Here is an 11,923-nt window from a genome sequence, read left to right on the forward strand (position 1 = left end):
TGCCAGCTTCACTCGACTCGACGACCTGCCAGCCGTCGAGGCCAAGCGAGGGATCGGCAATGGCATCCATCATCAGTTGGTTCGAGCCGGGCTCGATGCCGTACATTTTCTTGCCGAACTTGTCGGCGAACTTGTGCAGGTCGGCAAAATCCTTGACGCCGGCGTCCCAGACGTAGGTCGGCACGGCGAAGGTGTATTTGGCGCCTTCCAGATTGACGCGCACGTCTTCGACCGAGCCATCCTTCTTGTAGGGCTCGTAATAGGTGACCATGGCCGGATTCCAATAACCGAGGAACAGGTCGAGATCGTTGTTCTTCATGCCTTCATAGATGACGTTGATGCCTAGCACCGAGCTCTGTGGCTGGTAGCCGAGTGCACCCAGCAGGACATTGGCAACGCCGGTGGTGAAGGCCAGATCGTTCCAGCCGGGTTCGGCCATACGGACCGCCCTGCACTGTTCGGCCTCGGCAGCTTCAGCCGCAGAACAGGCCAACGCCAGGGCAGCGAGACAGACGCCATTCGCAAGGATGCGGAACATTTCGGTTCTCCTCATTTTCGACAATTGACCAATTGGTCTTTTTATTGTCCCATTGGTCAATAGTTGATCTGTGCGGACGAAAATGTCAATGTGGAATCGCAATGCATGGATCGATCCGGTGAAACTCAAGCGTCTCAGCGAGATACGCCGCAAGGAACTGCGGCAGGCGGCGTTCGCGGTGCTGGAGCGCGAAGGCATTGCCGGCGCGACGCTGGAAAAGGTGGCGGCCCAGGCCGGCGCCTCGAAGGGAATCGTGCTGCACTATTTCCGCAACAAGCAGGAGTTGTTCGAGCACGCGATGCGCGAAGCCAACGCCGTCCTGTGTCAGGCGGTGATTGCGCGCCTTCGCCGGGCGATCACCCCGATGGAGCGGATGGATGCCGTGATCGAGGGCAATTTCGAACCGCATCTTTTTCAGCCGCCTCTGTGCCATGCCTGGCTTTCGCTCTGCGCCGAGGTGCCGCGCGACGAGAAGATGGCGCGTATCCAGAGAGTGATCCACGCGCGCATGCGCTCGAACCTGTTGTCCGGCCTGCGCGGCCTTGCCTCGCCGGCGGATGCCGACGACATCGCGCTTGGCGTCACCGCATTGATCGACGGGCTTTGGCTGCGGCTCGGCCTGCAGCCAGGCAGCGTCTCGCGCGAACAGGCGGTCCGCCAGGTCAAGAACTATGTCGCGGGACGGCTCGCCATTCGGGAACCCATGCGAGAGCCGGCGGTCGAAGTTCATACCGTCGGATAGGCCGATGGCTTGACCGCGGCCGCTTATATGCGGTGCTCTCGATGGCCAAGCTGCCTCGGAGCGTAGAATGAGACTTCACGACAAGCGCGCGCTGGTTACCGGTGGATCGGACGGCATCGGCCTTGCGATCGCCGAGGCCTTTTCGCGTGAGGGTGCGAATGTCCTGATCGTCGGCCGCGACACCGAAAAACTTGATGCCGCGGCCAAGCAGCTCGGCGGCAATGTCGAGACGCTGTCGGCCGATCTCGCCACCAGCGCCGGCATAGAAGCCGTGGCCGGGCACGTGAAAAAATCCGGTCGGCCGCTCGATATCCTAGTCAACAATGCCGGGGTGGCTTTCCTGGTGCCATTCGAGACCGTCAGCGAGGAGCAGTTCCGGCAATCCTTCGCACTCAATGTGACGGCGGTGTTCTTCCTCACTCAGGCTCTGCTGCCGCATCTGGTAGCAGGCGCGTCGGTGATCAACATCTCGTCCTATTTCGCCAACAAGATGATCCCGAAGCGGCCGTCGAGCCTCTATTCGCTGTCGAAGGGCGCGGTGAACTCGCTGACCAAATCACTGGCCTTCGAACTCGGCCCGCGCGGCATCCGCGTCAATGCCATCGCGCCCGGCACGGTCGACACCGCCATGCGCCGCAGCACGGTCGACACCCTGCCGGCCGAGGCAAAGGCGGAGCTGACGGCCTATGTCGAGCGGAGCTATCCGCTTGGCCGCATCGGCCGCCCCGACGATCTGGCCGGCATCGCGGTCTATCTCGCCAGCGACGAGGCCGCCTGGACCAGCGGCGGCGTCTTTGCGATCGACGGCGGATACACGGCCGGGTGAGCGTCCGGCTCTCCCATCGAGGGGGCAAGCGCTTCAACCGATTTGCATCCGTCCTGCCCGCAATCTCCGCTTGAAGCCGTTTGTGCAACGCGATACGCCGTTGCCGACTTCGACAAGGAGAGACCCGTGACCGCTGCAAAGACCAGAACCGAAACCGACACGTTCGGCCCCATCGAAGTCGCCGCCGATCGTTATTGGGGGGCCCAGGCCCAGCGTTCGCTCGCGAATTTCAAGATAGGTTGGGAGAAGCAGCCGGCGTCGATCGTGCGCGCGCTCGGCATCGTCAAGCGGGCCGCGGCGGAAGCCAACATGGAACTGAAGCGGCTCGATCCGGCGATCGGCAAGGTCATCGTCGAGGCAGCGCAAGAGGTTATCGACGGCAAGCTCAACGACCATTTCCCACTGGTCGTCTGGCAGACCGGYTCSGGCACGCARTCCAACATGAACGCCAACGAAGTGATCTCCAACCGGGCGATCGAGATACTGGGCGGCGTCATGGGCTCGAAGAAGCCCGTGCATCCCAACGACCACGTCAACATGAGCCAGTCGTCGAACGACACCTATCCGACGGCCATGCACATCGCTTGCGCTGAGCGCATCGTGCACGATTTGCTGCCGGCCCTGAAGCACCTGCACAAGGCGCTGGACGCCAAGAGCCGGGCTTTCGCCCACATCATCAAGATCGGCCGCACGCACACGCAGGATGCAACCCCCCTCACCCTCGGCCAGGAATTTTCGGGCTATGCCGCGCAGGTCGCTTCGTCGATCAAGCGCATCGAGCTGACGCTGCCCGGCCTGCAGGAGTTGGCGCAGGGCGGCACCGCCGTCGGCACCGGCCTCAATGCGCCGGTCGGCTTCGCCGACAGGGTGGCGGATCGCATCGCCGCCATCACCGGCATTGCCTTCGTAACCGCTCCGAACAAGTTCGAGGCGCTGGCAGCCCACGATTCCATGGTGTTCTCGCACGGCGCGATCAACGCCTGCGCCGCCGCCCTGTTCAAGATCGCCAACGACATCCGCTTCCTCGGTTCCGGCCCGCGTTCGGGCCTCGGCGAACTGTCGCTGCCGGAGAACGAGCCGGGCTCGTCGATCATGCCGGGCAAGGTCAATCCGACCCAGTGCGAGGCAATGACCCAGGTCTGCGTGCAGGTGTTCGGCAACAATGCCGCGCTCACCTTCGCCGGCAGCCAGGGCCATTTCGAGCTCAACGTCTATAATCCGCTGATGGCCTACAACTTCCTGCAGTCGGTGCAGTTGCTCTGCGACGCTTCGGTCTCCTTCACCGACAATTGCGTCGTCGGGATCGAGGCGCGCGAAGACAACATCAAGGCGGCACTCGACCGCTCGYTGATGCTGGTGACGGCACTGGCGCCGACCATCGGCTATGACAATGCCGCAAAGATCGCCAAGACCGCGCACAAGAAGGGCACCACGCTGCGCGAGGAAGCGCTGGCCACGGGGTTGGTCAGCGAAGCCGACTACGACCGGCTGGTGCGGCCGGAGGATATGACGCACCCGGGGTAAGACATTTGGCAACGGGAGAATTTACTCGCGTCACGACCTCACTCGACGCGAATTTTGCGTAAGCCGCCCGCTCACGGAAACGTAAGCGCTGTGAACAATGTGTCGCCAATCTGGCGGCTTTGGTGAACAGTCAGCTTGCTCTATCTGGGTTGCATTGAACCCTTCCCAGAGAGAGCCACCATGTCCATCAACACTTCAGTCGCCGGTTCCGGCGCTTCCAATGCCTCAGTCACCATCCTCCTCGGCCGCGTCCTGCTTGCCGCCATCTTCCTGCTTTCAGGTTTCGGCAAGCTCACCGCGATCGCCGGCACAGCCGGTTATTTCGGCAGCCTCGGCCTGCCCGTACCGACCGCGACGGCCATCATCGTCGGCCTGATCGAGCTTCTCGGCGGCGCCGCCATACTTGTCGGCTTCCAGACCCGGATTGCCGCCTGGGTGCTCGCTATCTTCACCGTCGCCACAGCGCTGGTCGCCCACACCGGCTGGGCTGATCAGATGCAGATGATCAACTTCCTCAAGAATCTGGGCATTGCCGGCGGCTTCATCGTGCTGGCCACCTCGGGTGCCGGCGCCTACTCGGTTGATGCCAAGCGCGGCTGAAGCCAGAAGCAATCAGAGAAAAGAGGGGCGCGGAATTTTCCGCGCCCCTCTTTCGTTGTCTGTCCATGCATCCCAGCGAACCAGTTCCTGTTAGGATCGTGGCGTCGGGATGGGGAACGGTCTCAGCCGCCCCTGCTCGATCGACATCGGAGACGACAGCATGCCTCGTAACGCACTGCTTCTGCTTTCCCGGCTGCTGCTTGCCGCCTTGTTCGTACCCTCCGGCTTCCACGCGCTTTCCGACATTGTCGGCACGACAGGCTATTTCGCCAGCCTTGGCCTACCGCTGCCGACGCTCGCCGCCTGGGGTACCGGCTTGTTCGAACTGATCGCCGGGCTGCTCATCCTGGCCGGTTTCCAGACCCGGATCACCGCGCTGCTGCTCGCCGCATTCTGCATTGTCGCTGGTTTCATCGGCCATTACGGCCAGGGCGGCGACGACGCGATGCTTGCCTTCCTGCATTCGCAGATGCTGATGAAGGACATCGCCATTGCGGGCGGCTTCCTGGCGCTGGCGATGGCGGGCGCCGGTGCCTGGTCGGCCGACGGGCGTGGTTCGGCGTAAGGCCTATTTGACGGATACGCTCGATTTCACCGAATTCACCGAAACGCTCTATTTCACCGAAACGCTTGGGCCGCCCTCGACGGCCAGCACCAGCCGGCGGTTGGTGATCCTTGCCAGTTGCGCCAGGCGGCCGGCCGGCCGTTCGCCATAGAGGTCGGCCAGAGATGCAGGCAGCACCAGCGCCAGCACGCCGTTGCCGCGCTGTTCCCATTTCAGCCGGGGCATGATGCCAGGCATCGATGCCGTGAGCAGGTAGACGACGCGCATCATCGCCGCCAGCACGCGTGCCCGCTCCAGGTAACGCGGCGAAGCCAGCGCCTTGATCTCGGGTGCGATGGCCTCGTTGAAGATGCCGTCGTGACGATAGGCGTTGGCCAGTGCCAGGAAGGCACGGCCGGGATGGTCGACGCCGAAGAAGGACGCGTGCGCGATAATGTTGAGCGACTGCTTGCCCCGATATTCGGGATGCGCGCGCCAGCCGATGTCGGCCAGCAATGCGGCGGCGTGGCGATAGCGCGCCTCGTCCTCGGTCTCGTCGATGCCGAAGGCGGCAAAGGTCCTGGCGGTCCAGTCGACAAGTTCATGCGCATGGGTGACGGAGCGTGAGCGCAGCCGGGCGAGTTCCTCCGACGCCGAAATCAATGGATCGGCCTTCTGCTCGGCCTGGTCGAGCAGCGAATAGAGAAAGCCCTCGCGCACGCCGAGCGCCGACACGATGATCTTCGACGGCTGCATCGCCGCCATGATCTCCTGCAGCACGATGGCGCCATAAGGCAGCAGCGAACGACGGTTCTTCGAAACGCCTTCGATGCCCTTGACCTTCTCGATCTCGGCTTTGGCCACCTGCTTGAGGAAGTTCGTCGCACTGTCGGCGCTGATCTCGTAATGGTGCATGACGCCGAGCGGATAATTGGTCATTTCCATGTGCAGCCGGGCGAGATTTCGCCAGGTGCCGCCGACCGCGTAGAAGGGCCTGCCCTGCCCGCCTTTCAACAGCTTGGCCCTCGACAGTTCGTCACGCGTGATCTTGGCCGCCTGGGTCAGCGAGTTCTTCGCCATGTCCTGCAGGCGCAGGCCGCCAAGCGGCAGCGTTATGCCGTCGCCGATCGCCTCGCCGTTGACGTCGACCAGTTCGAGACTGCCGCCACCCAGATCGCCGGCGATGCCATTGGCCGGATGGAAGCCCGAAATGACGCCGAGCGCCGAATAATAGGCTTCCTGGCGGCCACTGATCACCCGGATCTCGGTCTTGAGCACATCCTCGGCACGGTGGATGAAATCGGGACCGTTGATCGCCTCGCGCGCCGCGGCGGTGGCCAGCACATACATATGCGCGGCGCCGGCCTGGTCGGAGAGCGCGCGAAAGCGGCGGAATTCCTCCATCGAGCGGGTCACCGCCTCGGGGTCGAGCTTACCGGTGGAAACGATGCCGCGGCCGAGGCCGGCCAGCATCTTTTCGTTGAACAGCATGGTCGGCGAGCGCGCCAGCCCCTCATAGACGACGAGGCGGATCGAATTCGACCCGATGTCGATGATGGATAGCGGTCGGCGGTCCTGCAACCGGCCCTGGGAATCAGACAGCATCAGGTGGACGCTGCAGCGTTCTTCTTGCGGCGCTTGAACTGCGCGATGCGCTTGGGCGCGTGCGACTTCAGCGCGTCACCCCGTCCCGACAGGCTCGGATTGGTCATGAAATATTCCTGCGCGTTGAACGGTTCCTCGCCCTCCTCCAGCACCACGCGCCGGGAGGTTCCATCAGCCAATACGTCGAAACTTTGCTGATTGTCCATGATGTTGCCCAGCATGATCTGGCCCAGGATCTGTTCATGCACAGTTGGATTGGTGATCGGCACCATGGTCTCGACGCGTCGGTCGAGATTGCGCGGCATGAGGTCGGCCGAAGAGATGTAGACGATCGCCTCGTCCGATGGCAGCCCATGGCCATTGCCGAAGCAATAGATGCGGCTGTGTTCCAGGAAACGGCCGACGATCGACTTGACCCTGATATTTTCCGACAGGCCCGGCACCTGCGGCCGCAGGCAGCAGATGCCGCGCACGACGAGGTCGATCTCGACGCCGGCACGGCTGGCGTCATAGAGCGCGTCGATGATGATCGGATCGACAAGCGCGTTCATCTTCATCCAGATGCGCGCCGGCCTCCCGTCCACCGCATGAGCAATCTCGTCGGCAATATGCTTCAAGATGCGGCTTCTCAACGTGAACGGCGAGATTGCCAACCGCATTTCATCCGTCGGCTCGGCATAGCCGGTGATGAAATTGAAGAGCTGGGCGACATCGCGGGCAATCGTGGGATCGGTGGTGAAGAAAGACAGATCGGTGTAGATGCGCGCGGTGACCGGATGGTAGTTGCCGGTGCCGAGATGCACATAGTTGCGCAGCTTGCCGTCCTCGCGCCGCACCACCAGCGACATTTTCGCATGGGTTTTCAACTCGAGGAAGCCGAACACGACCTGCACACCGGCGCGCTCCAGGTCGCGCGCCCAGCGGATGTTGGCTTCCTCATCGAAACGCGCCTTGAGCTCGACCAGCGCGGTCACCGACTTGCCGGCCTCGGCCGCATCGACCAGCGCGCGCACGATCGGGCTGTCGTTGGAAGTACGGTAAAGCGTCTGCTTGATCGCCACCACTTCCGGATCGGCCATCGCCTGGCGCAGGAACTGAACCACCACATCGAAGGATTCGTAGGGGTGATGGACGACGATGTCCTTCTCGCGAATAGCGGCGAAGCAGTCGCCGCCGTGCTCGCGGATGCGCTCGGGAAAGCGCGGATTGTAGGGCGTGAACTTGAGGTCGTCGCGCGGGACGGCGACGATCTCGGAAATCTGGCTGAGCGCCAGCGGACCGGTCAGAACGCTGATGCGGCTCGACGATACGCCTAGCTCGCCGGCAACGAATTCGCGCAGTTCCGCCGGCATCAGGACGTCAAATTCGATGCGGATCACCGACCCGCGGCGGCGGCGCTTCAGCGCCGTCTCGAACAGGCGCACCAGATCCTCGGATTCTTCCTCGACCTCGATATCACTGTCGCGGATGATGCGGAACGTGCCGGAGCCCTTGACCTCATAGCCTGGGAACAGCTTGCCGATATAGAGGCCGACTGCCTCTTCCAGCGGGATGAAGCGGACATGGTGCTTGCGGTCCGGCAAACGGATGAAGCGCTTCAGCGCCACAGGGAGGCGCAGAAGCGCGCTCATCTCTTCGCCGTTCTTGCGGTGGCGCAATTGCAGCGCCATCGAGAAACCGAGATTGGGGATGAACGGGAACGGATGCGCCGGGTCGATCGACAGCGGCGTCAGCACCGGAAACACCTGCTCCTGGAAATGGTCTTCCAGCCAGATCTTTTCGTCCTTGGTCAGTGCATCACGGGTGATGCTCTCGATGCCTTCCTTGTTGAGCAGCACGATGAGTGCCGAAAGGCTCTTCTGCTGGTCTTCCTGCAGCCGTTCGACCTCCCGCAGCAGCTGCTCGAGCTGCTGTTCAGGGGTGCGGCCGTCAGGGCTCTTCAGCGTGATGCCCTCGCGCACCTGGCCGGCAAGACCAGCGACGCGGACCATGAAAAACTCGTCGAGGTTGGCCGCCGAGATCGACAGGAAACGGACGCGCTCCAGCAGCGGATGATTGAGGTTCAGCGACTCCTCGAGAACGCGCCGGTTGAACTGCAGCCAGGAAAACTCCCGGTTGACAAAGCGATCCGGGTTGCCGCCCTCCGGGCGAGCCACCTCGACATTCACGAATTCGCTCTGCACCGGCTTCAGTTCGTTCATTTTTCCTGCTCTTCCCTCACGCTCCGCCGCCGAGCGACGTAACCTTCCCGGATGCGCCGCAGGTGCCCTGAAGCGAGGCCTGACCCTCTCCGTAACCCGATTCCGTTTTCGGGGTCATTGCCTTAACCGGCTTAACTTATCCTCTGACAGGCTTTTGCGACAGTTTGATTTCATCGAACTTGCAAAGAGACCGGTTATGATCCAGATGCAGAAGAGACTGCGTTAAGGAGACGACGACGATGGCAGGCGGTTCCATTCCCCATTTTCAGAACGATGCGGGCCACCCGGCGATCGACATCGGCGTCAAGGAATTCATGTGCACGGGCGCCAACCCGCCTTTCGACCACCCGCATGTGTTTCTCGACATGGGCGACGACAACGAAAAGGTCTGCCCCTATTGCTCGACGCTCTACCGCTATTCGTCCAAGCTGAAGGCGACAGAAACGCTGCCGGCAGGCTGTATCTACATCGACCAGGCCGCCTGATTCCTTCGCGGCAAGCCCGATGGACAACACGCGGTCCCGGCAAATCGTCATCGCCGGGGCGGGTGTCGCCGGGCTGACCGCCGCGCTGGCGTTCGCCGAACGCGGCTACCGCGTGCAGGTGTTCGAACAGGCGCAGCGCCTGGAAGCCGCAGGCGCCGGCATCCAGCTTTCTCCCAACGCAACAGGCATTCTTCGCCAGCTTGGCGCGCTCGACCGGCTGCTGCCGGCAGCGGTGCGGCCGGAAGCGGTGGTGTTGAAGGACGCCGCGACGTTGCGCGAACTGGCACGCGTGCCGCTGGGACAAGCCGCCGAAGCCCGCTGGCAGGCACCCTATCTCGTTGCTCACAGGGCTGACTTGCAGAGCGCACTGACTGCGCGCGTTGCCGAGATGCCGAACATTGTTCTTTCTCCCGGCGCACATGTCAGCGGCGTTGCCGGAGGCAGCCATGGTGTCACAGTGGCTGCCGAGATGGACGGCGAGACCATCGAGGCCGAGGGCTTGCTGTTGGTCGGCGCCGATGGCGTCTGGTCATCGGTGCGCGGGCTTGTCGACACAACCAAGGGAGCGGCCTCGCCAAGAAGTCACTTTTCGGGCGAACTGGCCTGGCGTGCCACCATTCCCGCCGACAGCGCTGCCGGAAAAGCCTTCGCCGCGATCGGCGTCACCGATTGCGTCACGACCTTCCTGCATCCCGGCTTCCACATGGTCGCCTATCCCGTCAGCAAAGGTGCTGCCTTCAATCTTGTCGCCTTCACCAGGGGCGAACGCATTGCCGAGGGTTGGTCGGGCAATGCCAACGCTGGGATTTTGACCAGTGCGCTGCGCGGTACCGCCGCAGCACTTGCTCGTCTGATCGAGGAGGCCGGCCCGTGGACGGCGTGGCCGATCCATACGGTCGAGAGTAAGCAGCCTTGGACGAACGACCGCATCGCGCTGATCGGCGATGCGGCGCATGCGATGACGCCGTTCGCGGCGCAAGGTGCCGCCATGGCGATCGAAGATGCGGCCGCGCTTGCGGATGTCGTTGCGGACTTGCCCGGCGATCCGGCACAAGGTCTTCAAATCTGGGAGAACCTGCGACGGCCGCGCGTCGCCAGGGTCGCCCGTCGTGGCGCCCTCAACCGCCTCGCCTGGCATGCCGCGGGTCCAGTCTCCATCGCACGCAATCTGTTCCTGAAAATGCGCTCGTCTGAAAAACTCGCCGCCGATCTGGACTGGCTTTATGGCTGGCAGGCGCAGAAAATCATCCGGCGCTGAAAGCTGGGGCATAGCCCGGATGCCCGCCCGTTGAGCGGTGCTAATTGTAAAGCCGCAGCGACAGTCCGAGCGAAGCCGGCAGCGGGTTCCACCAGCCGGTGCGCAAGCCGGCGGTGCGCAAGGCCGCCGCGGTCCAGGTGTTGCAGCCGACCAGCGCGTTGAAATGGCCGTTGGCTTCATAGAAGCGGTCGAAGCTGGAATAGGCCGCGCCCGGAACGAGAAGCGGGCCTTGCGGCCCCCGTTGGAAACTCGCATCGATGAAATCGAGCAGTGCCGCAAAACGCTCCTCGCCGATGTCGAAGCCGGCGACATCCGGATGCGGTTCGACTATGGCGCCAGCAACATCGACATGCATGACCGACGCGTCGAGGGTCAGTGCCTTCATCACCGGGACGGCCTTGAGCTCGGACCATGTCGGCGTCTCTAGGTAGAAGGCGCGACCGCCCCAGCCGAAGACGAAGTAGCGAACTTCCGGACCATCGGCTGGGATGCCGGCGTCGACCAGGAAATGGAACCGCCGGCGCACCCTCTCGTCGACCGGGATGGCGATGTCGGTGTGGATCGGGTTGTTCAGCACCAGGATATGGCGCGTGTTGGCGGGATTGGCGACGGCCGGCGGCCACAGCGGCCGCGGCACGAGAGCGCCCAGCGTCACAGCGAACGCAACGACGATCAACGGCAGGCCTAGAAAACGTCCCAGCTTTTTCATGAATGGCGGCCTTGCAAACGCACCCCGGCGCGACACGAACCGCCCGCCTCCTGCTCATCCATACGCAAAAGAGCCCGGCACTGTTTCAGCCGGGCTCTTCCTGGTTATCGAAGGCCTAGTGCAGGATCTGCGACAGGAACAGCTTTGTGCGTTCGTGGCGCGGATGGTCGAAGAACTCGGCCGGCGTGTTCTGCTCGACGATCTGGCCCTGGTCCATGAAGATCACGCGGTTGGCGACTTTGCGGGCAAAGCCCATTTCGTGGGTGACGCACAGCATGGTCATGCCTTCCTCGGCAAGGCCGACCATCGTCTCCAGAACTTCCTTGATCATTTCCGGATCGAGCGCCGAGGTCGGCTCGTCGAACAGCATGATGCGCGGGTTCATGCACAGCGAACGGGCGATCGCCACGCGCTGCTGCTGTCCGCCGGACAACTGGCCGGGATACTTGTTGGCCTGTTCCGGGATCTTGACGCGCTTGAGGAAATGCATGGCGATTTCCTCGGCCTGCTTCTTCGGGGTCTTGCGCACCCAGATCGGCGCCAGCGTGCAGTTCTCCAGGATGGTCAGATGCGGGAACAGGTTGAAGTGCTGGAACACCATGCCGACCTCGCGGCGCACCTCGTCGATCTTCTTCAGATCGTTGGTCAGTTCCTTGCCGTCGACGATGATCTTGCCCTTCTGGTGCTCTTCCAGACGGTTGATGCAGCGGATCATCGTCGATTTGCCGGAGCCCGACGGGCCGCAGATGACTATGCGCTCGCCGCGCATCACTCTCAGGTTGATGTCCTTCAGCACATGGAACTCACCATACCATTTGTGCATGGCGACGATGTCGATGGCGACATCGGTGTCGGAGATGTGCATCTTGGCGGCGTTGACCTTGATCTCTT

General features: G+C 62.8%; 12 protein-coding genes. 7 read left to right on the top strand and 5 right to left on the bottom strand.

Features of this window, described 5'->3' with window-relative positions:
- A partial coding sequence (locus AC1D0I_RS28175; RefSeq protein WP_477399241.1) for a glycine betaine ABC transporter substrate-binding protein occupies positions 1-538 on the bottom strand: 538 nt, incomplete at its 3' end.
- A gap of 82 nt (positions 539-620) precedes the next feature.
- Here AC1D0I_RS28175 and betI point away from each other — a divergent pair.
- From betI to AC1D0I_RS28200, 5 genes are all read left to right on the top strand, one after another.
- A complete protein-coding gene (betI, locus tag AC1D0I_RS28180) occupies positions 621-1,280 on the top strand; it encodes a choline-binding transcriptional repressor BetI (protein ID WP_477226344.1) in 660 nt (219 codons plus the stop codon).
- A 67-nt stretch (positions 1,281-1,347) separates the two neighbouring features.
- On the top strand, positions 1,348-2,106 hold the full coding sequence (locus AC1D0I_RS28185; RefSeq protein ID WP_477399243.1) for an SDR family NAD(P)-dependent oxidoreductase: 759 nt from the start codon (positions 1,348-1,350) through the stop codon (positions 2,104-2,106).
- A 126-nt stretch (positions 2,107-2,232) separates the two neighbouring features.
- Positions 2,233-3,630: a class II fumarate hydratase gene (gene fumC, locus AC1D0I_RS28190; RefSeq protein ID WP_477399245.1), complete on the top strand. Its 1,398-nt coding sequence runs from the start codon at positions 2,233-2,235 to the stop codon at positions 3,628-3,630.
- Between the two features lie 180 nt (positions 3,631-3,810).
- Positions 3,811-4,230 carry a DoxX family protein gene (locus AC1D0I_RS28195; RefSeq protein WP_477399247.1) on the top strand — a complete coding sequence of 140 codons (420 nt, stop codon included), beginning with the start codon at positions 3,811-3,813 and terminating at the stop codon, positions 4,228-4,230.
- A 160-nt stretch (positions 4,231-4,390) separates the two neighbouring features.
- Positions 4,391-4,795: a DoxX family protein gene (locus AC1D0I_RS28200; RefSeq protein ID WP_477305944.1), complete on the top strand. Its 405-nt coding sequence runs from the start codon at positions 4,391-4,393 to the stop codon at positions 4,793-4,795.
- Between the two features lie 48 nt (positions 4,796-4,843).
- Here the strand turns inward: AC1D0I_RS28200 and ppx are convergent, their stop codons facing one another.
- Together ppx and AC1D0I_RS28210 are read right to left on the bottom strand one after the other, a co-directional pair.
- Positions 4,844-6,379 carry an exopolyphosphatase gene (gene ppx / locus AC1D0I_RS28205; RefSeq protein ID WP_477399249.1) on the bottom strand — a complete coding sequence of 512 codons (1,536 nt, stop codon included), beginning with the start codon at positions 6,377-6,379 and terminating at the stop codon, positions 4,844-4,846.
- Positions 6,379-8,580: an RNA degradosome polyphosphate kinase gene (locus tag AC1D0I_RS28210; RefSeq protein ID WP_477399251.1), complete on the bottom strand. Its 2,202-nt coding sequence runs from the start codon at positions 8,578-8,580 to the stop codon at positions 6,379-6,381. The genes ppx and AC1D0I_RS28210 overlap by 1 nt, the downstream gene beginning before the upstream one ends.
- 239 nt (positions 8,581-8,819) lie before the next feature.
- On the opposite strand from AC1D0I_RS28210, the gene AC1D0I_RS28215 reads away from it, so the two are divergent.
- Both AC1D0I_RS28215 and AC1D0I_RS28220 read left to right on the top strand, forming a co-directional pair.
- Positions 8,820-9,065: a zinc-finger domain-containing protein gene (locus AC1D0I_RS28215; protein WP_095086137.1), complete on the top strand. Its 246-nt coding sequence runs from the start codon at positions 8,820-8,822 to the stop codon at positions 9,063-9,065.
- A gap of 19 nt (positions 9,066-9,084) precedes the next feature.
- Complete coding sequence (locus tag AC1D0I_RS28220) at positions 9,085-10,323, top strand: FAD-dependent monooxygenase (RefSeq protein WP_477399253.1); 1,239 nt, start codon at positions 9,085-9,087, stop codon at positions 10,321-10,323.
- Between the two features lie 40 nt (positions 10,324-10,363).
- On the opposite strand, the gene AC1D0I_RS28225 is transcribed toward AC1D0I_RS28220, so the two are convergent.
- Entirely contained in the window at positions 10,364-11,032 is a 669-nt protein-coding gene (locus AC1D0I_RS28225) for a TIGR02117 family protein (RefSeq protein ID WP_477399255.1), read from the bottom strand.
- Between the two features lie 115 nt (positions 11,033-11,147).
- Positions 11,148-11,897 carry an amino acid ABC transporter ATP-binding protein gene (locus tag AC1D0I_RS28230; RefSeq protein ID WP_184872215.1) on the bottom strand — a complete coding sequence of 250 codons (750 nt, stop codon included), beginning with the start codon at positions 11,895-11,897 and terminating at the stop codon, positions 11,148-11,150.
- Positions 11,898-11,923 lie beyond the last annotated feature (26 nt).

The organism is Mesorhizobium sp. P2_D1, assembly GCF_056404455.1.